Consider the following 26,991-nt stretch of genomic DNA (forward strand, 5'->3'; position numbering starts at 1 on the left):
TGCAGGCTTGGTTCCATGCGAGAGCCCCGGCACCTGCAGGTGCCGGGGCTCAGCCGTCGGGCGTGGCCGGTGCGGGCCGGTCGGCCTCAGCCGCCGGTCAGTCCGCTGAAGAAGCCGCCGTCATTGCCGCCGCCGTCGTTCCCTCCGGCCGACACCGTGGTCAGGGTGATCGTCTGGCTGTTCGGGTCGGCCTGGGTGTTGGGCTGCGGGTCCTGGTTGGTGACCCGGGCGTTGCCGTCCGTCGGGCCGTTGACCTGAATGCGGGTGAAGCCCTTCTGCTGCAGGGCCTTCACGGCGTCGCTCAGCTTCTGGCCGAAGACGTTCGGGACCTGCGGCTGCTGGTTGGCCGCCTTGCCTATCTGGATCTGGACCGTGGAGCCCTTCTGGACCTGCTGGCCGATCTGGGGCACGGTCTGTATGACCTTGCCGTCCTGGTTCGGGTCGTTGACGGGAACATCGGTGCAGTTGCCCGTCAGACCGCTTTGCTGCATCAGCTGCTTGGCGGCGTCACAGCTCTGGTTGCTCACGTCCGGCACGGTCACCTTCTGCGGGGCCGCGGCCACCGTGAGGGTTATCGTCGAGCCCTTCTCCCGATCCGTGCCGCCCGCCGGGTTCTGGTCGGTGACGACGCCCGGAGTCTGGTCGGACTCCGCCGTCTTCTGCTCGACCACGAAACCCTTGTCCTCGAGCTGGGACTTCGCCTGGGCGAACTGCAGTCCCCTCACATCCGGCACCGCCACCTTGGGCGCCCCTGTGGACACCACCAGATTGACGGTGCTGCCCTTCTTGACCTCGGTGTTCGCCTTCGGGTCCTGGGAGCAGACGTTGCCCTTCTGCTGGTCGTCGCAGGGCTTCTTCGAGATGGAGAGCTTCAGGTCCGAGTTGTCCGCGAGCGTTTGCGCGTCCTTCTGGGACTGGCCGACGAAGTTCGGCGCCGGCACGGTGTCGTTGCCGACCCCGCCGTGGCCGCTGAAGATCCACTTACCGATGAGGATCGCGCCGACCAGCACCAGTACACCCGCGACGACCAGCAGGACCGTCGAGGTGTTCGACTTCTTCTGGCGGCGGCGGTCCGGGCGGTCGTCGTAGCCGTAGCCCCCGTCGTCCGGGTTCATCGGCGGCATCATCGTCGTCGCGCCCGCACCGGCGTCCGCGCGCAGGGCCGTCGTGGGCTGGTCGTCGGGGTAGCCGCCGTAGCCGACCGAGCCCATCGCCGCCGTCGCCGCGACCGGCTGGCCGTCGAGGCACGCCTCGATGTCGGCACGCATCTCGTCGGCGGACTGGTAGCGGTAGTCGGGGTCCTTGACCAGCGCCCTGAGCACGATCGCGTCCATCTCGGGCGTGATCTCGGGGTCGAAGACACTCGGCGGCTGCGGCTCTTCGCGGACGTGCTGGTAGGCCACCGCGACCGGGGAGTCGCCGACGAAGGGCGGGCGGACCGTCAGCAGCTCGTAGAGCAGGCAGCCCGTCGAGTACAGGTCCGAACGCGAGTCGACCTGCTCGCCCTTCGCCTGCTCGGGCGAGAGGTACTGGGCGGTGCCGATGACCGCCGCGGTCTGCGTCATCGTCATGCCGGCGTCGCCCATGGCGCGGGCGATGCCGAAGTCCATCACCTTGACCTGGCCGTTGCGCGTCAGCATGACGTTCGCGGGCTTGATGTCGCGGTGGACGATGCCGTTGCGGTGGGCGTACTCCAGGCCCTGGAGGATGCCGATGGTCATCTCCATGGCGCGCTCCGGCAGCAGCTTGCGGCCGCTGTGAAGAAGCTCACGGAGTGTGGAGCCGTCGACGTACTCCATGACGATGTACGGGATCGAGACCCCGTCGATGTAGTCCTCGCCGGTGTCGTACACCGCGACGATCGCGGGATGGTTCAGCGAGGCGGCCGACTGGGCCTCCCGGCGGAACCGGGCCTGGAAGGAAGGGTCGCGCGCCAGGTCGGCGCGCAGCGTCTTCACCGCCACGGTGCGGCCGAGGCGGGTGTCATGCGCGAGGTAGACCTCGGCCATGCCACCACGGCCGAGCACCTGGCCCAGCTCGTACCGGCCGCCGAGGCGACGCGGCTCTTCCATAGCTTCCTACCAGCCCTCTCCGTCGGTCCCGACCACACCCGCGTGTGGTCCGGCGGTGTGCTGTCCGGGCATACGGTACCCGGCTCGCTGTGTGTGACCTGGCCACATCCGCCACCCGATACAGGACCGGTATCGCAACGTGCACCGATGTGAAGGGGACGTGGCCGGGGTCACTTCTTGCTGTTGATGACCGCCTCCATGACGTTCTTCGCGATGGGGGCGGCGAGGCCGCCACCGGAGATGTCCTCACGGTTGGCCTTGTCGTCCTCGACCACCACGGCCACGGCGACAGGCGAGCTGCCGTCCTTGAGCTTGGCGAACGAGATGAACCAGGCGTACGGCTTCTCGCTGTTGTTCAGGCCGTGCTGGGCGGTACCGGTCTTGCCGCCCACGGTCACGTTCGGGATCTGCGCGTTGGTGCCGGTGCCCTTCTCGACGACGGTCTGCATCATCGACTGCAGGATCTGCGCGTTCTTCTCCGACAGCGGCCGGCTCAGCTCCTGCGGCTGGGTCTGCGTGATCACGTCGAGGCTGGGCGCCTGCAGCTTGTCCACCATGTACGGCTTCATCAGCTTGCCGTCGTTGGCGACCGCGGAGGCGACCATGGCCATCTGCAGCGGCGTCGCGGCGGTCTCGAACTGGCCGATGGAGCTGAGCGCGGTCTGCGGCCGGTCCATCTTCTCGGGGAAGTTGGAGGCGACGGAGCGCACCGGCGTGTACTGCTCGGAGTCGAAGCCGAACTTCTTCGCCTCCTCCAGCATCTTGTCCCGGCCGAGGTCGGCGCCGATCTTGCCGAAGACGGTGTTGCAGGAGTACTGCAGCGCGGTCCGCATGGTCGCGTTCTCGCAGGGGATGTTCCCCTCGTTCTTCAGCGGCTGCCGGGTGTCCGGGAGGGTGTAGGGCAGCGGGGACTTCGTCTGTTCGTCCGCGCTGGTGTACAGCCCGTTCTCCAGCGCCGCCGCCGCGGTGACCACCTTGAAGGTGGAGCCCGGCGGGTAGGTCTCGCGCAGCGCCCGGTTGAGCATCGGGTCGCTCGGGTCGGTCTTCTTCTGCAGCTTCGACCAGGCCTTCGAGTCCGTGGACAGCGAGTTGCCCGCGAACGTCGACGGGTCGTACGACGGGTAGGAGGCCAGCGCCAGGATCGCCCCGGTCTGCGGGTCGAGCGCCACGGCCGCGCCCTTGCCGCCGACCTTCTTCAGTCCGTCGTACGCGGCCTTCTGCGCCGCCGCGTTGAGGGTGGTGACGACATTGCCGCCCTGCTGCTGCTTGCCCGTCAGCATGTTGAGGGTGTTGCGGAAGAACAGCCGGTCGTCGGTGCCGGTGAGGATGCCGTCCTCGATGGACTCCAGTTGCGTGGCGCCGAAGGCCTGGGAGGCGTAGCCGGTGACCGGCGCCCACATCGCGCCGTCCTTGTAGGTGCGCTTGTACTTGAAGTCGTTGAGGCTGTTGGTGGGCGTCTCCTTGGACCCGGTGATCGGGTCGCCGTCGACGATGATGTCGCCGCGCGGCGTGGAGTACCGCGCGATCAGCACACGGCGGTTGTTCGGGTCGGTACGCAGGCTGTCGGCCTGGAGGTACTGGAGCCAGTTGTCACGGACGAGCAGCGCGAGGACGAGGAGCCCGCAGAAGATCGCGATCCGGCGCAGGGGCTTGTTCACGGTCGGACCACCTGGGTCATCTCGGCGTCGGGGTTGGGGGCGGGGGCGGGGGCCGGGCGGCGCGCGGTGTCGCTGATGCGCAGCAGGATGCCGATCAGAGCCCAGTTGGCGATCACGGAGGAACCGCCGTACGCCAGGAAGGGCATCGTCATACCGGTCAGCGGGATCAGGCCCATGACGCCGCCTGCGACCACGAAGACCTGCAGTGCGAACGCGCCGGACAGGCCGACGGCCAGCAGCTTGCCGAACGGGTCGCGGGCGGCGAGGGCGGTGCGGACGCCGCGCTCCACGATCAGGCCGTAGATCAGCAGGAGCGCCATGATGCCGGCCAGGCCCAGCTCCTCGCCGAAGGTGGCGAGGATGAAGTCGGAGTTGGCGGCGAACCGGATCAGGTCGGAGTGGCCCTGGCCGAGGCCGGTGCCGAGGGTGCCGCCGGAGCCGAACGCCCAGAGGGCCTGCTGCAGCTGCTCGGAGTGGCCGCCGACGCCCTGGCGGCTGAGCGTGTACTCCTTCATCGGGTCGAGCCAGGCCTGGACGCGCATCTTCACGTGCGGCTCGATGCTGGCCACGCCGACGGCGCCCGCCGCGGACATCAGCAGACCGAAGACGATCCAGCTGGTCCGCTCGGTGGCGACGTACAGCATGATGACGAACATTCCGAAGAACAGCAGCGACGTACCGAGGTCGGTCTCGAAGACCAGGATGAGGATCGAGATCGCCCAGACGACGAGGATCGGTCCGAGGTCGCGTCCGCGCGGCAGGTACAGGCCCATGAAGCGGCGGCTGGCCAGGGCGAGCGCGTCGCGCTTCACCATCAGGTAGCCGGCGAAGAACACCGCGAGGACGATCTTCGCGAACTCACCGGGCTGGATGGAGAAGCTGCCGACGTGGATCCAGATCTTCGCGCCGTAGATGTTGGCGCCGAGGCCCGGGATGAGCGGCAGGATCAGCAGGACCAGCGCCGCGACCATGGAGATGTAGGTGTAGCGCTGCAGGACCCGGTGGTCCTTGAGGAAGACCAGCACGGCGACGAACAGCGCGATGCCCAGCGCGGTGTACAGCAGCTGCTTCGGCGCCGCGCTGCCCGCCTGGCCGATCGACTGCAGCAGCTTGGACTGGTCGAGCCGCCAGATCACCACCAGACCGAGGCCGTTGAGCAGGGTCGCCAGCGGCAGCAGCAACGGGTCGGCGTACGGGGCGAACTTCCGTACGACGAGATGGCCGACGCCGGCCAGGAGACCGAGGCCGACACCGTAGCTCAGCAGGCCGGGCGGCACCTTGTTGTTGATGGCGAGGCCCACGTTGGCGTAGGCGAACACCGGGATGACGACGGCGAACACCAGCAGCGCCAGCTCGGTGTTGCGGCGGCTCGGTGTGCCGATCGCGCCGATCGTGGACGTGTGGTGCGTCGACGTGTTCGTACTGCTGCTCATGGTGTGACAGGGCCCCTCACGGCTTGCTTACTGCTTACCGCACAGTGAGACGACCTTCTGCTCTTGCTCCGAGAGGCTGGGGCCGGGTGTGGGAGTGGGTGCGGTCTGGTTCTTGGACGCCGACGCCGAGGGGTTCGGAGTCGGTGTGGCCTTGGACGTCGGGGAGTTGCTCGCGGTTCCCGCGGTGCTGCCGGGCTTGGGGGTGTTCTCGGACCCCGCGGTGCGGCGTTCGACGTCCTTCCTGCACGCGGACGCCTGCACGGCCAGCTCGGAGATCTTCGACTGGGCCGCCTGGAGACCGCCCTCGGCGATGGTCGCCTTGACCTGCTTCTGCTGGTAGGGCGGCAGGTACTTGAGTTCGATCTCCGGGTGGTCCTTCTCCACCTTGGACAGCGACACCCAGGCCAGGTCCTGGCTGAGGCCGCGGTACAGCGCGACGTGCTCGCCGTTGGCACCGACGTAGTACTGCGTCTGCGTCCACCGGTAGGCGCCGTAGCAGCCGCCGCCGATGACGGCGAGCGCGAGGGCCGTGTAGAAGGATCTCTTCAGCCACCTGCGGCCCCTCCTCGGCTTGACGAAGTCCTCGTCGGTGTAGTCGCCGAAGCTGCCCGCCGGGATGTACCCGGTGGTGTCGCCGCTGCCGGGAGGCCCGAACTCGCCCCCGCCGCCCTGCCCGGCAGCGTGGCGGCCCAGGCCGGCGGCGCGGCCCGCGGGCGTCTGCATGATGCCGTTGTCGTGCAGGTGGTTCTGGTTCTCGGCGACCGCGCCCACCACGACCGGGGTGTCGGACAGGTGCCCGGCGAGAGTGTCCCCGGTGTCCAGGTCCAGCACGTCGGCCACGATGACCGTGATGTTGTCGGGGCCGCCACCGCGCAGCGCCAGCTCGATCAGCGCCTGCACGGTCTCCTCGGGGCCGTGGTAGCCGGCGAGGGTCTCCTCCAGCGTCTGGTGGGAGACCACCCCCGACAGCCCGTCGGAGCAGATCAGGTACCGGTCGCCGGCGCGCACCTCACGGATGGACAGGTCCGGCTCGACGTGGTCGCCGCTGCCCAGCGCACGCATCAGCAGGGACCGCTGCGGGTGGGTGGTGGCCTCCTCCTCGGTGATGCGGCCCTCGTCGACGAGCCGCTGCACCCAGGTGTGGTCCTGGGTGATCTGTGTGAGGACGCCGTCCCGCAGCAGGTACGCGCGGGAGTCGCCGACGTGGACGAGACCGAGCCGCTGACCGGTCCACAGCAGCGCGGTGAGCGTGGTCCCCATGCCCTCGAGCTGGGGGTCCTCCTCGACCATCGCCCGCAGCTGGTCGTTGGCGCGCTGCACCGCGGTGCCGAGCGAGGTGAGGACGTCGGAGCCGGGGATGTCGTCGTCGAGCGCGACGATGGTGGAGATCACCTCGGACGAGGCGACCTCGCCTGCGGCCTGGCCGCCCATCCCGTCGGCGATCGCGAGCAGGCGCGGACCGGCGTAACCGGAGTCCTCGTTGCCCTCGCGGATCATGCCTTTGTGCGATCCGGCGGCGAAGCGCAGTGACAGACTCATGCGCACCTCGCCCGTCGGCTCCGGGTACATCCGCACGGTGCCCACCCTCCGGTCGGGAGCGCGCCGGGGCCCTGCGTGGGGGTCGCCGCTGCGTGCTCGCTCCGCTCGCTCATTGTCGTACTACTTCCGCAGCTCGATGACGGTCTTGCCGATGCGGATCGGCGCGCCCAGCGGAATCGGTGTGGGGGACGTCAGCCGGGTCCGGTCGAGGTACGTGCCGTTGGTGGACCCGAGGTCCTCGACGATCCACTGGCCGTCGCGGTCGGGGTAGATCCTGGCGTGCCGGCTGGAGGCGTAGTCGTCGTCCAGCACGATGGTGCTGTCATGGGCACGGCCGAGCGTGATGGTCTGGCCCTGCAGCGCGACCGTGGTCCCGGTCAGCGAGCCCTCGGAGACGACCAGCTTGGTGGGGGCGCCGCGGCGCTGCCGGCCGCCGCCCGGCTGCTGGCGCTGCGGCGGGGGCGCCGCCTGGCGGGCGGTCTGCTGCGGCCGCGCGGCCTCGCGACGCGCGCCGCGCTGGGTGACCCGCGTACCGAACAGGTCGCTCCTGATGACCTGCACGGCCACGATCACGAACAGCCACAGTACGGCCAGGAAACCCAGCCGCATGACCGTGAGGGTCAGCTCTGACATTGCCCCCGCTTCACCCTTCGGCTTGCCTATAGATAACGGTGGTGCTGCCCACGACGATCCGCGAGCCGTCGCGGAGCGTAGCGCGGGTGGTGTGCTGCCCGTCCACCACGATGCCGTTGGTGGAGCCGAGATCCTGGATCGTCGAGGGCGTTCCGGTCCGGATCTCACAGTGCCGGCGGGAGACGCCGGGGTCGTCGATCCGCACGTCGGCGTCGGTGCTGCGCCCCAGCACCAGCGTCGGGCGGGAGATCTGATGGCGGGTGCCGTTGATCTCGATCCAGTAGCGGGTGCGCCCGCCGGACGCCGGGGCGGCACCGGGGCGCTGGTCGGCGGGCTGCGGGTAGCCGTATCCGCCGGGGCGCGCGCCCGGCGGCGGCGCGGACGGCATGGGCGGAGCGCCCGCCGGCGGGGCGGCGGGCGGGTAGCCGTAGCCGCCGGGGCGCCCGGAGGCGCCGCCCTGCGCGGGGGCCTGCTGGTTGGTGGAGGAGGCGAGCGTACGGCTGCGCACCCGGTACAGACCGGTGTCGAGGTCGTCGGCCTTCTCCAGATGGACCTTGATGGGGCCCATGAAGGTGTAGCGCTGCTGCTTGGCGTAGTCGCGCACCATGCCGGCGAGCTCGTCGCCGAGCTGGCCGGAGTAGGGGCTGAGGCGCTCGTGGTCCGGCGCGCTCAGCTCCACGATGAAGTCGTTGGGGACGACGGTACGGTCGCGATTCCAGATGGTCGCGTTGTTGTCGCACTCGCGCTGGAGCGCGCCGGCGATCTCCACGGGCTGGACCTCGGACTTGAAGACCTTGGCGAAGGTGCCGTTGACCAGACCTTCGAGACGTTGCTCGAACTTCTTCAGGACTCCCATGGGGCACCTCCTCCGTCGTTGCCGTCCTGTGTACTGCTTACCTGGTACTGCTTACTGATCGTATCCACGCGCCGGAAAATCGGCTGGTTCCCCCCATCGGCCCTGTCGACGGGTGTCGACGCCTCCGGGTTTCCCTCCGGACGGCCCCTTCGAACACCTTCCGGGCGTACTCCTTGACGTACTCCTCGGAGCACTCCGCGGTGGTACTCCCGCCATGGATCGTAGAGGCGGCTGCAGACCAGTGTCCCGCACCCGGCTGTGGACACCGTCCGCCTCCTGGGGAGATGGGCGGTACCGGTACGAGGTTGATACGTGAACAGACACGCCTTGAGACGTTGCGGAGGCGGCGGGGGCTCGGGGCGGGCGTGGTGCCGGGGAGAAGGTGGGGCTGGGCGTGGGTGGTGCCTGCCGGTGTGCCGGAGGTTCGGTGTCTGGATTCGGTGTCTGGTGTTCGGTGTCGGGATCGGATCCGTGGGTGGTGGTCGGTGGGCGCAGGTACGCGGGATGGGCCGGGAGCCGGGGGCTCGGGAATGTCGCTGGTCGGGAGGGGGTTTCCGGGCTGGGGCCGGGCGCCCCAGGGGAAAGGGATGTGAACCCACCCTCCCCAGCGTGCTAATGTTCTGCGTGTCGGAAGGCGTCGGGCCGAAGGTTCGGAGCCGGAGGACACACCCAATGCGCGGGTGGCGGAATAGGCAGACGCGCTGGATTCAGGTTCCAGTGCCCGCAAGGGCGTGGGGGTTCAACTCCCCCCTCGCGCACAGAGAGGTACCGACAAAACGGGTCTCTGCCGGTGACGGAAGTCACGGCAGGGGCCCGTTTCTCGTTGTGTTGACGCTTGTCGGTTGTGAGGCATCGCACAACTTGGTCAAGGCATACGGCGGGGCCCCAGTGCGTGAGCTATCTCACGTGCCGGGACCTGTCTTTGTTGTCCTGGGGCTGCCAGGGCCGGGTCGGTTGGGCTGGACTGTACGACCGGTGCCAGGTGGCCCGTCGGTGTCCGGGTCTTCGGTTCTCGAACTGGGCTGGAAGGCGAGCAGGATCGTCTGAAGCCCGCGACCTGTTCCGACGCGCCCACCCTGTCGTCGACGGCCGCACGGCCCACCTCCACCGCGCAATGAGAAGGCGCACTGGTCAATGGGGACACTTGATGAGCTGCTCGGACCAGATCGTCTTGCCGTTGGCCATGGCGGCAGCCCCAGCGCGCGCCGAGCCGAGCGACGAGGAACAGGCCGCGTCCTCCCTCGTCGGTGGTGTGCGCATGCCGCAGGCGGGGCTGGGTGCTGCTGGAGTCGGTGACCTCGCAGACCAGAACGTCGTGGCGAATCAGGCGCAGCTCCGTCGGCGGACGACCGTGGCGGATGGCGTTGTAACCAGTTCGCTGACGATGAGTTCGGTGGTGAGGACGAGGTCGCCCAGCCCCCATGCGGTGAGTTGGCGGGTTGCCCATTCCCGGGCCTTTGAGACGGCGGCCGGATCACCCGGGATGTGCCAGTGGGCGGTGTCCTCCGCCGGTACGGCGTGGGTGCGGGCCAACAGCAGGGTGGCGCCGTCGCGCCGCGGCTGGTTCCGGAGGTTGGCGAGGAGACCCCGGCCGGTTTCGTGCACAGCGCGATCCGGACGGCAGGACGCGGCGAGGGCGTCCGCCAAGTACCGGAGCCCTTGGCCGATGTCGCGGTCGCTCCGTTCGATCAGGCCGTCGGTGCAGAGCGCGAGGACGCTGCCCGGCTCGAGGTCGATCGTGGTGGTCTCGTACGGCATGCCGCTGAGGGCGAGGGGTGGCCCGCGCCTCCCGTCCACGCTCCCTCCGTACCCGAACTCCTCGTCCAGGACCTCGGGCCCTGCCATGACCGAGAACGCACCCCACCGGTGGCCGCCGCGCCGCCGGATCCTCCGAACCCGGGCTACGCAGTCGGCTCGCGCGACGCCCCGGCCAGGCGGTGGTAGCCGGCCGCGGTCGTCCACGGCCGTGCGGCGTTGACGTTGTGACCGCCCATTCGGGCCGGCGGTCCTTTGCCGCTCGCCCCGCCAGGCCGATCCGGCTCAGCCGATCAGTGCTGGGCGTGCGGGCGGGCGTGGAACAGGGGTCGCCGCTGGGTGGCCGTGCCCTGAGCCAGATGGCCGATCTCGACGCGCGTCCTGATGGCGCGGACCACCTCGGTCAGGCCCAGGACGATGGCCATGACGCCCACGACCAGGGTGAGTGTCCCGATGGAGGCGAACGGCATGATGATCATCACGATGCCGGCCAGGGTGCCGATGATGCCGAAGGCCACGTGCCATTCGCGCGCGGGCATGTCCTGGGCGGAGGCCGCCGCGGCCGTCTCCGTGGTGCCGCGCAGCAGCCAGCTGAAGCCGATCCACAGGGCGAGCGGCAGGATCGACTCCAGCGGGCCCCGGAAGCAGATCAATCCCAGCAGGATGGAGGCCGCACCGGTGATGAAGTGCAGGACGCGAAGATGCCGGGGGACGTGGGCGCCGAAGGCGGCGGCCAGCTCGAAGACACCGGTGACCAGCAGGTAGACGCCGAACAGGATGCCGGCGACCCGCAGTGTCGCGCCCGGCCAGACCAGGGCGATGACGCCCAGGGCGATGGTGGCGAGGCCCATGGTGAGCAGGATCTGCCATCCCATGTTGGCCAGAGCGGCCATGCCTTCCGCCAGAGGTGCTGCTTGTGTCGGCCGTGTCTCTTGTGTGTGCGGCTCGGGGCCGCGCGGGGCAGACAGGCCGCCCTTCGAAACTGCTTGACCGAAGCCAGGGCCACCTGCACGGAAGCGAATGGGTCGCCATCTTTGGACAGGCGACCACCCACGCGTTGCACAGGAAATGATCTTGGTGGGCGGAGGATCGCGTCAGGGGCCTCTCATGTCCGTGGTGCCGGGCCGGACGGGTCCGGCGGGTCCGGCGGGTCCGGCGGGTCGGGCAGGTTGTCCAGGAAGTCGCTGGTGGGCACATGGAACAGCGATCCGGTGACCGGTGTGGAGAAGTCCAGGATCCGGTCGTGGGACGCCGGCGGTGCGCCCCGGAACATGCGCTCCAACATGGTCTCCAGCACCGTCGGGGTGCGGGCGTACCCGATGAAGTAGGTGCCGAACTCGCCCTTGCCGACGGTGCCGAAGGGCATGTTGTCGCGCAGGATCTCGTGCTTCGTACCGTCGCGGTCGACGATCGTGGTGAGGGCGACATGCGAGTCGGCCGGCTTGACCTCGTCATCGAGTTCGACGTCGGACAGCTTCCGACGCCCGATCACCCTCTCCTGGGCCTCCACCGGAAGGGCGTTCCAGGCCCGCAGATCGTGGAAGTACTTCTGCACCATCACATAGCTTCCGCCCGCGAAGCGGGGGTCCTCGTCACCGACCAGCACCGCCTCGTTCGCCGCCGGGCCGACCGGGTTCTCCGTCCCGTCGACGAAGCCGAGCAGGTCCCGCACGTCGAAGTACTTGAACCCATGCACCTCGTCGCACACCGTCACGGCACCGCGGAGACGTTCCATGATTTCGCCCGCCAGCGCGAAGCACAGGTCGAGGCGGGCGGCACGGATATGGAAGAGCAGGTCACCGGGCGTGGACACCGCGCGGTGCACGGGGCCGGCCAGCTCACGGAAGGGATGCAGCTCCGCGGGACGCGGCCCGGAGAACAGACGGTCCCACACGTCGGATCCGATGCCCGTGACACAGCTGAGCTTTCCGCTGGGCGTGGCACGGAAGCCGACGGCCCGCTGCAACCCGTTCAGGTCGGACAGCAACCCGCGGACGACCGGTTCGCGTCCCGGGTCCACGGTCATCACCAGGAAGATCGCGGCGTCCGTCAACGGGGAGAGCACCGACTGGGGAACCGGCTCCGCGGAGGACCGGGTCACGGGCTACCCCCCTTCCCAGGGCACGGGCGGGTTTTCACTCTAGGGCGGCCCCAACGGGTCTGCCACCGCGCAGCGGGCGGATGCCGACGCCGGACGTTTTCCACAGCCGAGCCGTGGAGTTGTCCACAGGCCCTGACGCGACTCGACGACCGACCTGTACGGTCGTCCGCAGTTGATGTTCACACGGCTGCATGGACAGCGGGGGAGGCGATCGGTGTGACCGAGGTCGGGGCTGGGGTGGGGACGGCGAAGCCGCGGCAGGTGGCCCGGATTTCAGCGGTGCGCGGCTTCGCGCGGTGGCCGGACGAGGGCTCACCGAAGGAGGAGGGCAAGGCACTGCGCGCACGGGTGCGGCGCCGGGCCCACGCCGAACTGGTGCTGGACGCCGACCGCCCGGACGCGGTCACCGCCGTCGAGGAGTCCAACCGCGGCCGCCTCCCCGAGCTCACGCCGATACGCGTCGGCAGGATGGCGGCCACACCGTTCGCGTTCCTGCGCGGCTCGGCGGGCCTCATGGCCTACGACCTCGCACGCACCCCGATGACCGGCATCCGCGCCCAGATCTGCGGCGACGCCCACGCGGCCAACTTCGGCCTGTACGGGGACGCCCGCGGCGGCCTGGTCATCGACCTGAACGACTTCGACGAGACGGTGCACGGCCCCTGGGAGTGGGACCTCAAGCGGCTCGCCGCCTCTCTGGTGCTCGCCGGCCGTGAGGCCGGGGCCGACGAGGAGCGGTGCCGTCAGGCGGCGCACGACGCGGTCGGCGCCTACCGGCGCACCATGCGCCTGCTGGCCAGGCTCCCGGTCCTGGACGCCTGGAACGCGATCGCGGACGAGGAGCTCGTCTCCCACACGGACGCCCACGATCTGCTCGGCACGCTGGAACGGGTCTCGGAGAAGGCGCGGGCCAACACGAGCGGGCGGTTCGCGGCGAAGGCGACCGAGCCGGTCGAGGGCGGCGGCCGGCGCTTCGTGGACGCGCCGCCGGTGCTGCGCCGCATACCGGACGCGGAGGCCGAATCGGTCGCGGCGGCGCTGGAGGAGTATCTGACGACGCTGCCCGAGGACCGGCTCCCGCTCCTCGCCCGGTACGCGGTGCACGACGTGGCGTTCCGCGTCGTGGGCACGGGAAGTGTGGGCACCCGCTCCTATGTGGTGCTGCTTCTCGACCACCGGGGCGAACCGCTGATCCTCCAGGTCAAGGAGGCCCGCCCGTCGGCCCTGCTGCCCCCTCTGGCCACGTCCGGGCACCCGGTGCCGCAGGTGGAGCACGAGGGCCGCCGGGTCGTCCAGGGGCAGAAGCGCATGCAGGTGGTCAGCGACATCCTGCTGGGCTGGACGACGGTGGACGGACGCCCCTACCAGGTACGGCAGTTCCGCAACCGCAAGGGCAGCGTCGACCCGGCAGCCCTGGCCGCCGACCAGATAGACGACTACGCCCGCATGACCGGGGCGCTGCTGGCCCGCGCCCACAGCCACAGCGCCGACCCGCGCCTGATCTCGGGCTACTGCGGCAAGAACGAGGAACTGGACGAGGCGACAGCGGCGTTCGCCGTGGCGTACGCGGACCGCACGGAGGCGGATCACACGGAACTGGTGGCGGCGGTGCGGAGTGGGCGGATCGCGGGGGAGATGGGGGTCTGAGGGGTCGGGGGGAGGGGGGAGGGAGGGGAAGCCCCCCAAGGGTGTCGATCTGCCGGGCGTCCCGACCTACCGGACCACGCCAGAGCCCCCGCGACCGTGTCTTACGCTGGTGCGGTGACGACGCCCGATGCCGAGCAGAGCCAGACCGTGTCCGAGGCCGAGGAGCCGGTTGCCGAGGGCACCGGTTCGGGCGGAGCCGAGGGCACCGGTTCGGGCGGGGCCGGGGGTGCCGGGGCGCGGCCCGAGGAGCGGCTGGAGCGGGCCGTGCGGGCCGCCGAGCAGGCGCTGATCGAGTACGAGATCGCCGTGGAGACCTTCCGCGTGGAGGTCGAGAACTTCTCCCGGTTGCACCACCAGAAGCTCGGCCCCATGTACGCGCGCCTGGAGGAGCTGGACGCGGAGATCGCCGAGGTGCTGGCCGCCCGCACCCAGGATCCGGAGGACATACGCCGTGCCCATGAGGCACGTGCCCGGGTCCTGCCGATGCCGGGTGTGGAGGAGCTGTTCCACGGCTGGATGGACTCCGACGGGCTGTTCCCGGAGGCGCAGGCCATGCTGACGGACCAGCCCGTGCGGCCTCCGCAGCGCGTGCGGCCCAGCGAGGAGGCCCGCAAGCTCTACCGCGAGCTGGCACGCAAGGCCCACCCCGACCTCGCCCAGGACGAGGACGAGCGCAAACGGCGGGACGAGTTCATCGCCCGGGTCAACGTCGCCTACGCCCGCGGTGACGAGGCCCTGCTGCGGGAGCTGTCCGAGGAGTGGGCCGCCGGTCCCGTCCCCGAGGAGCGCCGGCCGAGTCACAGCGAGGAGCTCTACGCCCGTCTCGAGTGGCTCTCCCGGCGCAAGGAACTGCTCACGCTGGTGGCCCGGGAGCTGGAGGAGGGTGCGATCGGCTCGATGCTGCGGCTGGCCCCCGACGACCCGGACGGTCTCCTCGAGGAGATCGCGGAGCAGCTGCTGGCCCAGGTCGCTCAGAAGGAGGCCGAGCTGGAGGCGCTGCGCGGCTGAGCCCATCGCGGCGGTCGACGGTGGCGGGCACGTCCGCGTCGGCGTCGGGTAGCGTCGGGGTATGCATTTCGGAGCTGGTGTGCCCACGGTCGAGGTCGCGGACCTCAAGGACGACGACTTCCTGCTGGACGTCCGCGAGGACGACGAGTGGCGGGCGGGTCACGCCGAGGGGGCGCTGCACATCCCCCTCAGCGAGTTCGTCGCACGCTACGGAGAGTTCACCGAGGCGGCGCCGCAGGATGGCCGGGTGCATGTGATCTGCCGTTCCGGGGGCCGTTCGGCTCAGGTGGCGATGTACCTGGTCCAGCAGGGCATCGACGCGGTGAACGTCGACGGCGGCATGCAGGTGTGGGCTGCCGAGGGCCGGCCGGTCGTGGACGCCGAGGGCGAGCCCGGCGTCGTGCTGTAGTCCGGCCCCGGGAGGTCGTGCCGCAGGCCGGCCATGTACCGGTCGGCGGCCTGCATTCAACTCCGCGCTGCCGTAGGTCTGTACGGCGACCGCCGCCGTCGTGTTCTCCAGCAGCGGCACCCGTGCGAGCACCTTGGCCGACTCCCGCAGCACCAGGCAGAGGGCGATCGTGTCGAGACCCGCGCCGCCGTACTCCCCGTCCAGCAGCAGGCTGAGCAGGTCCGCGTCGGCGAGCCGCGCCCACAGCGCCCGGTCGAAGTCGTCGGCGACGGCGCCGGCGGTCAGCGCGGGGCTGGGCACCCCGTCCGGCGCGATCCCGGCGAACACGGCCCTCGCCGCCTCGACTGCCGCCTGCTGCTCCTCGCTGAAGGTGAAGTCCACGGCCTGTCCTCCTGCCGGCCCGCTGATCTGACGGTCCGTCAAGATAGAACAGGTTCTAGAAGAAGGGAACGGTCCGCGGACAGGCCCTCCCTGGGAACGCCTGGTGAGCGGCTCCGCGGGGAACGCTCACCGGTCGAAGTCCAGCTCCACCGTCTCCGTGACCGGATGCGACTGGCACGCCAGCACATATCCGGCCTCCGTCTCCTCCGGCTCGAGCGCGAAGTTGCGGTCCATCCGTACCTCGCCCGAGACCAGGAAGGCCCGGCAGGTCCCGCACACGCCGCCCTTGCAGGCGTAGGGCGCGTCGGGACGGTTGCGCAGCACCGTCTCCAGCAGCGACTCGCCGTCGTGGACCGGCCAGGTTCCGCCGCGTCCGTCGAGTCGCGCGGTCACCCTGCTGTGCGCGGGGGCCGGAGCGGACGGCGTGGTCACGGCTCCGTCGTCCACATGGAAGATCTCTTCGTGGATCCGTGTCCGCGGCACTCCCAGCCCGCGCAGCGCCCGCTCCGCCGACTGCACCAGCCCGAACGGTCCGCAAAGGAACCAACCGGCGACCTGCTCCACCGGCAGCAGTGCCGGCACCAGCCGGGCCAGCCGCTCCCGGTCGAGCCGCCCGGAAGGCAGTCCCGCCTGCTGTTCCTCCCGGGAGAGCACCGTGACCAGCTGGAACCGCTCGGGGTAGCGGTCCTTGAGGTCGGCGACCTCTTCCAGGAACATCGTGGAGGCCGTCGTGCGGTCGCTGCGTATGAGGCAGAACCGCGCGCCGGGTTCCCGCTCCAGGAGTGTCGCCACGATCGACAGCACGGGGGTGATGCCGCTGCCCCCCACCACCGCCGCGTACAGGCCGGGTGCCGGCTCGAGCGTGAACCGTCCCGCCGGTGTCATGACCTCCAGCTCGTCGCCCTCGGCGATCTCCTTGAGCGCGTAGGTCGAGAAGGCTCCGCCCTCGACCAGCCGCACCCCGACCCGCAGCGTGCGCGGGCCCTCTTCGTCCGGTGCCGGAGCGGGGGAGCAGATCGAGTACGTACGCCGTATCTCCCTGTCATCGGCGGTGCGGCGCAGCGCGAGGTGCTGGCCGGGTGTGTGCCGGTACTCCTCACGCAGTGCGGGCGGCACGGCGAAGGTCAGGACCACGGAGTCGTCGGTGAGCCGCTCCACCGAGGCCACCGGGAGCGGGTGGAACCGGGCCATCACAACTCCTTGAAGTGGTCGAACGGCTCACGGCAGACGAGGCAGCGGCGCAGCGCCTTGCACGCGGTGGAGGAGAAACGGCTGAGCAGCTCCGTCTCGGCGGACCCGCAGAACGGGCAGTGCACGGAGGCGTCCGCCTCGGCGGAGTCGGCGACGGTACGGGTGGGGCCCAGCTCCAGGGGCACCGGGCTCGACGTGTGCCGTCCGCGGACGCGAGGGGGCGCTATCCCGAACTCCTTCAGCTTGCGGCGGCCCTCCTCGGAGATGTCGTCCGTCGACCATGCGGGGCTGAGGACCGTGCGTACGACGACCTCCCGTACGCCGTGCTCGCGCAGCACCCGCTCTATGTCCACGGACATCGCTTCGAGCGCGGGGCATCCCGTGTACGTCGGGGTCAGCTCGACCTCCACCGCGTCCGTGCCGCGCACATGGACGGACCGCAGAACGCCCAGCTCCTCCAGGGTGACCACGGGCAGCTCGGGGTCGGGGACGGAGCCGGCGAGCCGGCGCAGTTCCTCTTCGAGGGCCGTGGCGGTCACCATGACGCCCCCGGGTGACTGCGGTGCAGATGCTGCATCTCGGCGAGCATCCGCCCGAACGGTTCGGTGTGCACGCCCTGCCGCCCCGCGCCCGCGGTCCACGCCCCGGTACGCGGCCCCTGAGGGAGTTCGAGGGTGGCCCGGCGCAGGATGTCGCCGATCGAGTCCAGCCAGGCCCGCTCCATGCCGGTCCAGTCGGCGTCCACGCCCTCCACCGGCTGGAACATCTCTCCCGTGTACCGCCACAGCGCCTCGCACGCGCGACGCATCCGCTCATGGCTCATGTCGGTGCCGTCGCCGAGCCGCAGCGTCCACTGCTCGGCGTGGTCCTGGTGGTAGGCGACCTCCTTGACCGCCTTGGCGGCGAGGGCCGCGAACTCGCTGTCCCCGGCGGCGAGTTCGCTGTACAGGAGCTGCTGGTAGGTCGAGAAGTACAGCTGGCGGGCGATGGTGTGCGCGAAGTCGCCGTTCGGCTGCTCCACCAGCTGCAGGTTGCGGAAGGCGCGCTCCTCGCGCAGGTACGCCAGCTCGTCCTCGTCGCCCGCCATGGACAGCAGCACCCGGGCCTGGCCCAGCAGGTCGAGGGCGATGTTGGCGAGGGCGACCTCTTCCTCGAGCACCGGCGCGTGGCCCGCCCACTCCCCCAGGCGGTGCGAGAGCACCAGGGCGTCGTCACCGAGGGCCAGGGCGGCCGCGGTGTGCACGGTGACGGTCACAGGTGCTTCACCCCTTCCGGGATCTCGTAGAACGTCGGGTGCCGGTACGGCTTGTCGGCGGCCGGTTCGAAGAACGGGTCCTTCTCGTCCGGCGAGGACGCGGTGATCGCGGCGGAGGGCACCACCCAGATCGAGACGCCCTCGCCGCGCCGGGTGTACAGGTCGCGCGCGTTGCGCAGGGCCAGCTCGGCGTCCGGAGCGTGCAGGCTGCCGGCGTGGGTGTGGGAGAGGCCGCGGCGTGAGCGCACGAAGACCTCCCACAGGGGCCAGTCGGTGTTCGTCATGCGTGCCGCACTCCCGTTCCGCCGTTGTGCTTCGCCGCGTACGCCGCGGCTGCCTCCCGTACCCAGGCGCCCTCCTCGTGGGCCTGCCTGCGCTGGGTCAGCCGCTGCTCGTTGCAGGGGCCGTTGCCCTTGAGGACCTCCCAGAACTCCGTCCAGTCGATGGGGCCGAAGTCGTGGTGCCCCCGCTCCTCGTTCCACTTCAAGTCCGGGTCGGGGAGGGTCAGGCCCAGGGACTCCGCCTGGGGGACGCAGATGTCCACGAAGCGCTGGCGCAGCTCGTCGTTCGAGTGCCGCTTGATCTTCCACGCCATCGACTGCGCGGAGTGTGCCGACTCGTCGTCGGGCGGGCCGAACATCATCAGGGACGGCCACCACCAGCGGTTCACCGCGTCCTGCGCCATCGCGTGCTGCTCCGGTGTGCCGCGGCTGAGGGTCAGCAGCAGCTCGTAGCCCTGGCGCTGGTGGAAGGACTCCTCCTTGCAGATACGGACCATCGCGCGCGCGTACGGCCCGTAGGAGCAACGGCACAGGGGCACCTGGTTGGTGATCGCCGCGCCGTCCACCAGCCAGCCGATGGCGCCGACGTCGGCCCACGTCAGCGTCGGGTAGTTGAAGATCGACGAATACTTCTGGCGGCCGGTGTGCAGCTTGTCGAGCAGCTCGTCGCGGCTGGTGCCGAGCGTCTCCGCCGCGCCGTACAGATACAGTCCGTGGCCCGCCTCGTCCTGGACCTTGGCCATCAGGATCGCCTTGCGGCGCAGCGAGGGAGCGCGTGTGATCCAGTTGGCCTCCGGCTGCATGCCGATGATCTCGGAGTGCGCGTGCTGGGCGATCTGCCGGACGAGGGTGGCGCGGTAGGCGTCGGGCATCCAGTCGCGGGGCTCGATGCGCTCGTCGGCGGCCACGGCGGCGTCGAACACGGCCTCGTACGCCGTCGCGTCCGCCTCTGTGCCGTCCGCGCGGGCCGTCCGGTGCGCTGCTGCTGTCGCCATGCGGTCCCCCTGACCATTCGCCTTTTCCCGACCGATCGTTCGGTCCGGTCGATTCAATGGTGAGGCGGGGCGCCGTAGGGTGTCAACCGTTGTGGACAACCTGCGGCGACCGTCCGGCCGCTGTGCCGATTGGGCTGTGCGGGGCGGGCGGGGCTGAGTACCGTTCCGGGTGCGCACGCCCGGCGTGCTGCGAACGGGTGAGGCGGGCCGCGCGGCTCGCCGCGTACACGGCAGGTGACGGGCCCGGCCGGCGGACAGCGACGGCATCACGGCAGGAGAGCTCGGGAGACGGGGCGGGATGGACGCGTACGACAAGGGACCGGACGCCCGGCGGCATCGGCCGGGCGACTGTGCCGACCCGGTGTCCGCCCTGCCCGAGGGCGCCATGAGGGATGTCACCGAGGATGTCACCGAGGAGCAGGAGCAACAGAGGGACGCTGGGGGTGCCCCACCCGCCGAACCCGCCGCCTCCCCGGAATCCGCCTCCCCGACCCCCGCGCCCCGCACCGGCATAGCCGCCCTCTCGCTCCGCTACCAGGTCGCCGTCGCGCTGGCGCTCGCGGTCGTCGCGGTCGCCGCGTGTGTGCACCTTTGCATGCTGTTCCTGCACGTCGCGCCCCCGAACACACTCACGAAGAAGCACGGCAAGGCGATCGACGACTGGATCTACCCGGAGTTCGAGCAGAACTGGAAGCTGTTCGCCCCCAACCCGCTGCAGCAGAACATCGACGTCCAGGTCCGCGCCGAGGTACGCACCCGGGACGGCTCGGAGCGCACGACCGGCTGGTACGACCTGTCGGCGCTCGACGGCGACGCCATCCACGGCAATCTGCTGCCGAGCCACACCCAGCAGAACGAACTGCGTCGCGCCTGGGACTTCTACGTCGCCTCGCACGACGGCGAGAACCGCCCGGCGGGCCTGCGCGGCGCCCTGTCCGAGGACTATCTGCGCCGCGTGGTCGTGGTGCGTCTCGACCGGGAGCACGCGGCAGGCCGCGGCGAGACCCTCGAGAGCGTCCAGGTCCGCTCCCGCACCACCAATGTGCCGCCGCCCAAGTGGAGCGACGAACAGGTGTCCAGCACGCCCGTGTACCGCCAGTTGCCCTGGTGGTCGCTTCCGGACGGTGAGCGGACGGGGGCGAGCGCCTGATGAACCGTGTCGCCCTGTCCGTCTCGCGCGGCATCGCACGAGTCGCCGACGCCGCCCTCGGCCCGTACCAGACCGCGGTCGTACGCATCGGCTTCGCGGCCACCTGGCTGCTGTTCCTGCTGCGGGAGTTCCCCCACCGCCAGGAGATGTACGGACCCGACGGCCCGTGGAGCTGGGACCTGGCCCGGCAGCTCATCGCGGACAACCACGCCTTCACGATCCTGATGTGGTCCGGCAGCCAGGTCTGGTTCGAGGCCGTGTACGGCCTCGCCGTGCTGTCGAGCGCCCTTTTCCTCCTGGGATGGCGCACCCGCGCGATGTCCGTGCTGTTCATGGTGGGCGTGTTGTCGCTGCAGAACCGCAGCGTGTTCATGGGCGACGGCGGCGACAACGTCATCCATCTGATGGCGATCTACCTGGTCTTCACGCGCTGCGGGCAGGTGTGGTCGCTGGACGAGCGACGCGAACGGCGCGCCCGTGCCGCACGCGCGCGTGGGGAGCGGCCCCGGCCCGACCGGGCGGGACCCGTGCTGTGGGGCGTGCTCGGCCTCGCGCTGGCCCTGGCGACGGGCGCGGGCCGGCTCGGCGCCGGCTGGCTTGCCGTGTACTGGGGGCTGTGGGCCGTGCAGGGCCTGTGGTGGTACGTCGTCCGGCGCGCCCCTGACGGCGAGCCCCGCATCCTGCTGGACGTCGTCGCCAACCTCGTTCACAACGCCGCCCTGCTCGTGATCATGGCGGAGGCGTGTCTGATCTACTCGACCGCCGGCTGGTACAAGATCCAGGGCTCGAGCTGGCAGGACGGCACCGCCGTCTACTACCCGCTGCACCTGGACTCCTTCTCGCCCTGGCCCGCCCTGTCCGACCTGCTGTCCGCGCAGGGCACGCTGGTGCTGCTGGTGACGTACGGGACGGTCGCCGCGCAGGTCGCGTTCCCGTTCACCCTCTTCAACCGGCGCGTGAAGAACGTCCTGCTGGCGTGCATGATGACCGAGCACGCGGTGATCGCCGTGGTCCTCGGGCTGCCGTTCTTCTCCCTGGCGATGATCGCCGCCGACGCCGTGTTCCTGCCGACGTCCTTCCTGCGCCGGCTGGGCGGCTGGGCGTCGCGCGCGCGTGGGCGCCTGGCCGCGGGCCGTGTCGCCCGGGCGCTGCCTCGCCCGCGACCGCACCGGCCGCCCACTGAGGAGCCGACCGAGCCCGCACAGGCAGGCTCGCCGGCCTGAGCCGGACGTAGGCTGCACAGCATGACCGACCCGTCCCGCGGCGCCACCGACCCGCTGACCACCTGGCGCGGGCTCGTCGCCTCCTGCGTGCTGCTCGACGGTTTCCACGCGCTCAAGCACGCGGTGCGCTTCCACGCGCGGGTGCCGGTCGCCGTCACCACCGACCGGGGTGCGGCACTCGCCCTGGCCGACGAGCTCGCCCCCGACGTACGGGACACACTGGACACGCTGCTGACGGAGGTCCCCGACGCCGCGTACCGGGTCCTCGTACCGCGCCCGCACCCCACCGGGGTCGCGGCCCTCGCCGAGCGCCCCTCGCGCGAGGCCAACCTGGAGACGCTCGGGCGCACGCCCCGCACCGCCCCCGTCGTCGTCCTCGACAACCCCCGCAACCTGGGCAACGCGGGCGCCGTGATCCGGCTCGCGGCCGGCTTCGGCGCGACCGGGGTGGTCACGACCGGCACGCTCGACCCCTGGCACCCCACGGTGGTCCGCGGCGGGGCAGGGCTGCACTTCGCGACCGCCGTGGAGCGGCTGACCGTGGCCGAGCTGCCGCCCGGCCCGGTCTTCGCGCTGGACCCGGAGGGCGACGACATCCGCGGGCTGAAACTCCCCGACGACGCCGTGCTCGCGTTCGGCTCCGAGCGCACCGGCCTCTCCGCCGAGCTGCGCGCCCGCACCGACCACCTGGTGTCCCTGCCGATGCGCCCCCAGGTCTCCAGCTACAACCTCGCGACCAGCGTGGCCATGACGCTCTACCACTGGAGCGCGACCGGGGGCGCATCCGACTGAGCCGGTGCTACGCCTCCCGGCGCACCTCTACCACCCGGAAGCGGTTCGCCACGAACGCCCCGTCGCACAGGGTCGCGTTGGCCGCCGGGTTGCCGCCCGAGCCGTGGAAGTCGGAGAAGGCGGCTGTCTGGTTGACGTACACCCCGCCGGTCAGGTTGAGCGAGAGCTGGGCGGACTCCTCCAGGCAGACCTCCTCGACGGCCTGCTCGACCTCCTCCGAGGTGGTGTACGCACCCACGGTCATCGCGCCCTTGTCCCTGATCGTCCGCCGCAGCAGCTCCACCGCGTCCGTCGCCGAGTCCACCGCAACGGCGAAGGCGACCGGGCCGAAGCACTCGCTCATGTAGGCGGCCTCGGCGTCCGGCTTGGCGCCGTCGAGCTTGATGATGACCGGGGTGCGGACGACGGCCTTCGGGAACTCCGGGTTGGAGATCTCCCGCGAGGCCAGGGCGACCTCGCCGAGCCCGGCCGCCGCTTCCAGGCGGGCCTGGACGTCCGGGTTCACGATCGCGCCGAGCAGCGCGTTCGCCCGCGCGTCGTCACCCAGCAGGCCGTCGACCGCCTTCGCCAGGTCGTCGACCACTTCGTCGTAGGACTTCGGGCCGTCGTCGGTGGTGATGCCGTCCCGGGGGATCAGCAGGTTCTGCGGGGTGGTGCACATCTGGCCGCTGTACAGCGAGAGGGAGAACGCAAGGTTGGACAGCATCCCCTTGTAGTCGTCGGTCGACTCCACGATCACCGAGTTGACGCCGGCCTTCTCCGTGTAGACCTGGGCCTGGCGGGCGTTGGCCTCCAGCCAGTCGCCGAACGCCGTGGAGCCCGTGTAGTCGATGATCCGGATCTCCGGGCGGACGGCCAGTGTCTTGGCGATGCCCTCGCCGATGGGGGTCCCCCCCGCTCGAGCGGAGTCGAGAGCTTGGGGGCGCTCGGCCGCCAGCGCCACGAGGTTCGGGTCGAAGCCGGCCTCGGCGAGCACCTGGCGGGCCACCTGCACCGTGAGCGCGAGCGGCAGCACCGCGCGCGGGTGTGGCTTGACCAGCACCGCGTTGCCGGTGGCGAGGGAGGCGAACAGGCCCGGGTAGCCGTTCCACGTCGGGAAGGTGTTGCAGCCGATGACCAGTGCGATACCGCGCGGCACGGCCTTGAAGGTCTTGGTCAGCGCCAGCGGGTCGCGCTTGCCCTGGGGCTTGGTCCACTCGGCGGTGTCGGGGGTGCGGGCCTGCTCCACGTACGCGTACGCCACCGCCTCCAGGGCGCGGTCCTGTGCGTGCGGGCCGCCTGCCTGGAACGCCATCATGAAGGCCTGGCCGCTGGTGTGCATGACCGCGTGCGCGAACTCGTGCGTCCTGTCGCTGATGCGCTTGAGGATCTCCAGGCACACCATCGCGCGCATCTCCGCGCCCGCGTCGCGCCACGCCTTCTGACCCGCGCGCATGGCGGGCAGCAGTACGTCGATGTCAGCGTGCGGATAGATGATGCCCAGCTCGATGCCGTACGGGGAGACCTCGGCGCCCGTGAAGTCGTCCGTGCCGGGCTGGCCGAGGTCGAGGCGGGAGCCGAGGAGCGCCTCGAAGGCGGCCTTGCCCGCCGCCGCGTCCAGGCTGCCGTTCTCCCCGTAGGCCTTGGGGTGCTCGGGGTGGGGGGACCAGTACGCGCGCGTACGGATCGCTTCCAGCGCCTGGTCGAGGGTGGGCCGGTGCTGGGCGATCAGCTGGTGCGCGGTGAGTTCGGCGGCCATGCGGGACCAACTCCTCGTCTTGAGAGCTCTCCCTTGAGCTCGTGACCTGGGCAGGAACAGCCGGACAGGGTTAGAGTAACCGAACGATCGGTCGGGACAAGAGTGTCCGCCGTATCTGTGGACAAGGGGTCCGCCGCATCCGTGGACAACCCCGTGCGGGAGGATCGCGCACATGACAGCACTCGACCTCAGCAGTCCCGTGGCCGTCGTGGGCACCGGCACCATGGGCCAGGGCATAGCCCAGGTCGCGCTGGTCGCGGGCCACCCGGTGCGGCTGTACGACGCCGTCCCCGGCCGCGCCCGCGAGGCGGCCGCGGCGATCGGCGCGCGCCTCGACCGGCTCGTCGAGAAGGATCGGCTCACCGGCGCCGAGCGCGACGCGGCACGCGCCCGCCTCCTGCCCGCCGGGAGCCTGGCCGAGCTCGCCGACTGCGCGCTCGTGGTGGAGGCGGTCCTGGAAAGCCTCGAGGTGAAACAGCAGCTGTTTCGCGAGCTGGAGGACATCGTCGGCGAGGACTGCCTGCTCGCCACCAACACCTCCTCCCTGTCCGTGACCGCGATCGGCGGTGCCCTGCGGGGCCCGGGCCGCTTCGTCGGGCTGCACTTCTTCAACCCGGCGCCGCTGCTGCCGCTGGTCGAGGTCGTCTCCGGGTTCGCCACCGACGTGACGTCGGCCACGCGCGCGTACGAGACGGCCCGCGCCTGGGGCAAGACCCCCGTCGCCTGCGCCGACACCCCCGGCTTCATCGTCAACCGCATCGCGCGGCCGTTCTACGCCGAGGCGTTCGCGGTGTACGAGGCGCAGGCCGCCGACCCGGCCACCATCGACGCCGTGCTGCGCGAGTCGGGCGGCTTCCGGATGGGTGCCTTCCAGCTGACCGACCTGATCGGGCAGGACGTCAACGAATCCGTCACCCGCTCCGTGTGGGAGTCCTTCTTCCAGGACGTGCGCTTCACGCCCTCGCTCGCGCAGCGGCGGCTGGTCGAGTCGGGCCGGCTCGGCCGCAAGAGCGGACGCGGCTGGTACGACTACGCGGACGGCGCCGAGCGGCCCGAGCCGCACACCGCGGAGAAGGCGCAGGCACCCTCGTACGTGGTCGCCGAGGGCGACCTCGGTCCTGCCTCCGAGGTGCTCGTGCTGATCCGCGAGGCGGGTATCGGGGTCCGTGAGGAGGACGAGGACCACGGCACCCGCCTGGTACTGCCGAGCGGTGGCCAGCTCGTCCTCGCCGACGGGCAGACCTCCGTGGAGTTCCGCGACGTCGTCTACTTCGATCTGGCGCTCGACTACCGCAGGGCGACCCGCATCGCCCTGTCCGCCTCCCAGGACACCTCCGCGCAGACCCTGGCCGAGGCCACCGGGCTCTTCCAGGCGCTCGGCAAGGACGTCAGCGTCATCGGGGACGTGCCCGGCATGATCGTCGCCCGCACGGTGGCCCGCATCATCGACCTCGCGCACGACGCCGTCGCCAAGGGCGTGGCCACCGAGGAGGACATCGACACCGCGATGCGCCTCGGCGTCAACTATCCCCTCGGCCCCTTCGAGTGGAGCCGCAGGCTCGGCCGCGGCTGGGCCTACGACGTCCTTGACGACCTTCACCTGCGCGACCTCTCCGGACGGTACGCCCCGTCCCTCGCGCTCTACCGCCACGCGTACGCCTCCGAGAAGCGGGAGGGCACCTCATGACCACCGCCAAGCGTGACACGTACACCCCGGAGAGCCTGCTCTCCGTCGCGGTGCAGGTCTTCAACGAGCGCGGCTACGACGGCACCTCCATGGAGCACCTGTCCAAGGCGGCGGGCATCTCCAAATCGTCGATCTACCACCACGTCGCCGGCAAGGAGGAGCTGCTGCGCCGCGCCGTCAGCCGCGCCCTGGACGGCCTGTTCGGGATCCTCGACGAGGAGCACGCGCGCGAGGGGCGCCCGGTGGAACGGCTGGAGTACGTCGTCAGGCGCATGGTCGAGGTGCTCACCGCCGAACTGCCGTATGTGACGCTGCTGCTGCGGGTGCGTGGCAACACCGGCACCGAGCGGTGGGCGCTGGAGCGGCGCCGCGAGTTCGACCACCGGGTCGCCGAGCTGCTCAAGGCGGCCGCCGCCGACGGGGACGTGCGCGGCGATGTGGAAGTGCGGCTCGCCACGCGGCTCGTCTTCGGAATGATCAACTCGATCGTCGAGTGGTACCGGCCCGACGGACGCGGCATGGGCGAGCGGGAAGTGGCCGACGCGGTCGTGCAGCTGGTCTTCGGCGGGCTCCGCAAGGCGTCCTGAACGGGTCTTGGTGGCTTGACAGCCGACCTGATCCAAACGAAAGACCCTAGCCCTCCGGCTCCACGTCCTCCTCCTCGAACACCAGCAGCGTGCGCGTGCTGAGCACTTCGGGGATCGCCTGGAGCCGGGTGAGGACCAGCTCGCGCAGCGCCCGGTTGTCCGGCGTGTGCACCAGCAGCAGGACGTCGAAATCGCCGCCCACCAGGGCGATGTGGGCGGCGCCGGGAAGCCTGCGCAGCTGTTCGTGGACGGTGCGCCAGGAGTTCTGGACGATTTTGAGGGTGATGTAGGCCGATGTGCCCTGACCGGCGCGCTCGTGGTTCACGCGGGCCCCGAAGCCGCGGATCACCCCGTCCTCGATGAGCCGGTTGATCCGCGCGTAGGCGTTGGCGCGCGAGACGTGGACGCGCTCGGCGACCGCCCGTATGGAGGCACGGCCGTCCGCCTGGAGCAGTTGCAGGATGTCCCGGTCGATGGCGTCGAGGGGGCGCGGGGACGGCGGAACGGGACTGTGCTCCGCGGGCTCGGCCATTTGTTCAGACGCCATGTACCCCCGCCTCTCTACCATGGACGTAATGCGTCCATCTCAGGGTGTGGAGA

The 26,991-nt window shown here is 70.6% G+C and carries 24 protein-coding genes, 1 tRNA gene and 1 pseudogene; 9 read left to right on the forward strand and 17 right to left on the reverse strand.

Features of this window, described 5'->3' with window-relative positions; all coding sequences use genetic code 11:
* Positions 1–86 precede the first annotated feature (86 nt).
* The 6 genes from pknB to AB0N14_RS10830 form a co-directional block, all read right to left on the reverse strand.
* Complete coding sequence (gene pknB / locus AB0N14_RS10805) at positions 87–2,072, reverse strand: Stk1 family PASTA domain-containing Ser/Thr kinase (RefSeq protein ID WP_366025318.1); 1,986 nt, start codon at positions 2,070–2,072, stop codon at positions 87–89.
* Between the two features lie 170 nt (positions 2,073–2,242).
* The gene (locus tag AB0N14_RS10810) at positions 2,243–3,730 is read right to left on the reverse strand and encodes a penicillin-binding protein 2 (RefSeq protein ID WP_366025319.1); all 1,488 of its coding nucleotides are present in this window, start codon (positions 3,728–3,730) and stop codon (positions 2,243–2,245) included.
* The gene (locus AB0N14_RS10815; protein ID WP_366025320.1) at positions 3,727–5,163 is read right to left on the reverse strand and encodes an FtsW/RodA/SpoVE family cell cycle protein; all 1,437 of its coding nucleotides are present in this window, start codon (positions 5,161–5,163) and stop codon (positions 3,727–3,729) included. The genes AB0N14_RS10810 and AB0N14_RS10815 overlap by 4 nt, the downstream gene beginning before the upstream one ends.
* A gap of 27 nt (positions 5,164–5,190) precedes the next feature.
* Complete coding sequence (locus AB0N14_RS10820; protein WP_366025321.1) at positions 5,191–6,702, reverse strand: Stp1/IreP family PP2C-type Ser/Thr phosphatase; 1,512 nt, start codon at positions 6,700–6,702, stop codon at positions 5,191–5,193.
* Between the two features lie 120 nt (positions 6,703–6,822).
* Positions 6,823–7,335 carry an FHA domain-containing protein gene (locus tag AB0N14_RS10825; protein ID WP_103837321.1) on the reverse strand — a complete coding sequence of 171 codons (513 nt, stop codon included), beginning with the start codon at positions 7,333–7,335 and terminating at the stop codon, positions 6,823–6,825.
* Positions 7,336–7,345: 10 nt separating this feature from the next.
* Entirely contained in the window at positions 7,346–8,191 is an 846-nt protein-coding gene (locus AB0N14_RS10830; protein WP_366025322.1) for a DUF3662 and FHA domain-containing protein, read from the reverse strand.
* Between the two features lie 674 nt (positions 8,192–8,865).
* Here AB0N14_RS10830 and AB0N14_RS10835 point away from each other — a divergent pair.
* Positions 8,866–8,949 (forward strand) — tRNA-Leu (locus tag AB0N14_RS10835).
* 565 nt (positions 8,950–9,514) lie between these two features.
* On the opposite strand, the gene AB0N14_RS10840 is transcribed toward AB0N14_RS10835, so the two are convergent.
* The 3 genes from AB0N14_RS10840 to AB0N14_RS10850 form a co-directional block, all read right to left on the reverse strand.
* Positions 9,515–10,036 (reverse strand): SpoIIE family protein phosphatase, encoded by a 522-nt coding sequence (locus tag AB0N14_RS10840; protein ID WP_366025323.1) that lies wholly within the window; start codon positions 10,034–10,036, stop codon positions 9,515–9,517.
* A gap of 203 nt (positions 10,037–10,239) precedes the next feature.
* Positions 10,240–10,839 (reverse strand): DUF308 domain-containing protein, encoded by a 600-nt coding sequence (locus AB0N14_RS10845; protein ID WP_366025324.1) that lies wholly within the window; start codon positions 10,837–10,839, stop codon positions 10,240–10,242.
* Between the two features lie 212 nt (positions 10,840–11,051).
* Positions 11,052–12,047, reverse strand: coding sequence for a Dyp-type peroxidase (locus tag AB0N14_RS10850; RefSeq protein ID WP_366025325.1), 996 nt, complete (start codon positions 12,045–12,047; stop codon positions 11,052–11,054).
* Between the two features lie 216 nt (positions 12,048–12,263).
* Here AB0N14_RS10850 and AB0N14_RS10855 point away from each other — a divergent pair, with 216 nt between their 5' ends.
* The 3 genes from AB0N14_RS10855 to AB0N14_RS10865 all read left to right on the forward strand — a co-directional run bounded on the left by AB0N14_RS10855 (position 12,264) and on the right by AB0N14_RS10865 (position 15,111).
* A complete protein-coding gene (locus tag AB0N14_RS10855; protein WP_366025326.1) occupies positions 12,264–13,694 on the forward strand; it encodes a DUF2252 domain-containing protein in 1,431 nt (476 codons plus the stop codon).
* A 114-nt stretch (positions 13,695–13,808) separates the two neighbouring features.
* Positions 13,809–14,702 carry a hypothetical protein gene (locus AB0N14_RS10860; protein WP_366025327.1) on the forward strand — a complete coding sequence of 298 codons (894 nt, stop codon included), beginning with the start codon at positions 13,809–13,811 and terminating at the stop codon, positions 14,700–14,702.
* 79 nt (positions 14,703–14,781) lie between these two features.
* The gene (locus AB0N14_RS10865) at positions 14,782–15,111 is read left to right on the forward strand and encodes a rhodanese-like domain-containing protein (protein WP_366025402.1); all 330 of its coding nucleotides are present in this window, start codon (positions 14,782–14,784) and stop codon (positions 15,109–15,111) included.
* A gap of 57 nt (positions 15,112–15,168) precedes the next feature.
* On the opposite strand, the pseudogene AB0N14_RS10870 reads toward AB0N14_RS10865, so the two are convergent.
* The 6 genes and pseudogenes from AB0N14_RS10870 to paaA all read right to left on the reverse strand — a co-directional run.
* Positions 15,169–15,492, reverse strand: a pseudogene (locus AB0N14_RS10870) (acyl-CoA dehydrogenase family protein); the annotation flags it as partial.
* A gap of 126 nt (positions 15,493–15,618) precedes the next feature.
* Positions 15,619–16,683 carry a 2Fe-2S iron-sulfur cluster-binding protein gene (locus AB0N14_RS10875; RefSeq protein ID WP_366025329.1) on the reverse strand — a complete coding sequence of 355 codons (1,065 nt, stop codon included), beginning with the start codon at positions 16,681–16,683 and terminating at the stop codon, positions 15,619–15,621.
* Positions 16,683–17,225, reverse strand: a complete 543-nt coding sequence (gene paaD, locus AB0N14_RS10880; protein WP_366025330.1) for a 1,2-phenylacetyl-CoA epoxidase subunit PaaD — start codon at positions 17,223–17,225, stop codon at positions 16,683–16,685. The genes AB0N14_RS10875 and paaD overlap by 1 nt, the downstream gene beginning before the upstream one ends.
* A complete protein-coding gene (gene paaC / locus AB0N14_RS10885) occupies positions 17,219–17,938 on the reverse strand; it encodes a 1,2-phenylacetyl-CoA epoxidase subunit PaaC (RefSeq protein ID WP_366025331.1) in 720 nt (239 codons plus the stop codon). Before paaC ends, paaD begins: the two co-directional genes overlap by 7 nt.
* Positions 17,935–18,222 carry a 1,2-phenylacetyl-CoA epoxidase subunit PaaB gene (gene paaB, locus AB0N14_RS10890; RefSeq protein WP_037614825.1) on the reverse strand — a complete coding sequence of 96 codons (288 nt, stop codon included), beginning with the start codon at positions 18,220–18,222 and terminating at the stop codon, positions 17,935–17,937. Before paaB ends, paaC begins: the two co-directional genes overlap by 4 nt.
* Entirely contained in the window at positions 18,219–19,214 is a 996-nt protein-coding gene (gene paaA / locus AB0N14_RS10895) for a 1,2-phenylacetyl-CoA epoxidase subunit PaaA (protein ID WP_366025332.1), read from the reverse strand. The genes paaB and paaA overlap by 4 nt, the downstream gene beginning before the upstream one ends.
* A gap of 298 nt (positions 19,215–19,512) precedes the next feature.
* On the opposite strand from paaA, the gene AB0N14_RS10900 reads away from it, so the two are divergent.
* The 3 genes from AB0N14_RS10900 to AB0N14_RS10910 are packed head-to-tail and all read left to right on the forward strand — an operon-like array spanning position 19,513 to position 22,379.
* The gene (locus AB0N14_RS10900) at positions 19,513–20,364 is read left to right on the forward strand and encodes a DUF5819 family protein (RefSeq protein ID WP_366025333.1); all 852 of its coding nucleotides are present in this window, start codon (positions 19,513–19,515) and stop codon (positions 20,362–20,364) included.
* The gene (locus AB0N14_RS10905) at positions 20,364–21,587 is read left to right on the forward strand and encodes an HTTM domain-containing protein (protein ID WP_366025334.1); all 1,224 of its coding nucleotides are present in this window, start codon (positions 20,364–20,366) and stop codon (positions 21,585–21,587) included. The genes AB0N14_RS10900 and AB0N14_RS10905 overlap by 1 nt, the downstream gene beginning before the upstream one ends.
* Before the next feature lie 21 nt (positions 21,588–21,608).
* Positions 21,609–22,379: a TrmH family RNA methyltransferase gene (locus AB0N14_RS10910; protein ID WP_366025335.1), complete on the forward strand. Its 771-nt coding sequence runs from the start codon at positions 21,609–21,611 to the stop codon at positions 22,377–22,379.
* Positions 22,380–22,386: 7 nt separating this feature from the next.
* On the opposite strand, the gene paaN is transcribed toward AB0N14_RS10910, so the two are convergent.
* Positions 22,387–24,117, reverse strand: coding sequence for a phenylacetic acid degradation protein PaaN (gene paaN, locus AB0N14_RS10915; protein ID WP_366025336.1), 1,731 nt, complete (start codon positions 24,115–24,117; stop codon positions 22,387–22,389).
* Positions 24,118–24,289: 172 nt separating this feature from the next.
* On the opposite strand from paaN, the gene AB0N14_RS10920 reads away from it, so the two are divergent.
* Positions 24,290–25,804 carry a 3-hydroxyacyl-CoA dehydrogenase gene (locus tag AB0N14_RS10920; protein WP_366025337.1) on the forward strand — a complete coding sequence of 505 codons (1,515 nt, stop codon included), beginning with the start codon at positions 24,290–24,292 and terminating at the stop codon, positions 25,802–25,804.
* The gene (locus AB0N14_RS10925; protein ID WP_366025338.1) at positions 25,801–26,391 is read left to right on the forward strand and encodes a TetR/AcrR family transcriptional regulator; all 591 of its coding nucleotides are present in this window, start codon (positions 25,801–25,803) and stop codon (positions 26,389–26,391) included. The genes AB0N14_RS10920 and AB0N14_RS10925 overlap by 4 nt, the downstream gene beginning before the upstream one ends.
* A 46-nt stretch (positions 26,392–26,437) precedes the next feature.
* Here AB0N14_RS10925 and AB0N14_RS10930 read toward each other — a convergent pair whose 3' ends face one another.
* Positions 26,438–26,923: an Lrp/AsnC family transcriptional regulator gene (locus AB0N14_RS10930; protein WP_103837358.1), complete on the reverse strand. Its 486-nt coding sequence runs from the start codon at positions 26,921–26,923 to the stop codon at positions 26,438–26,440.
* Positions 26,924–26,991: the final 68 nt, after the last annotated feature.

Origin of the sequence: Streptomyces sp. NPDC051104, from assembly GCF_040682835.1 — a bacterium.
Lineage (GTDB): Bacteria > Actinomycetota > Actinomycetes > Streptomycetales > Streptomycetaceae > Streptomyces > Streptomyces cynarae.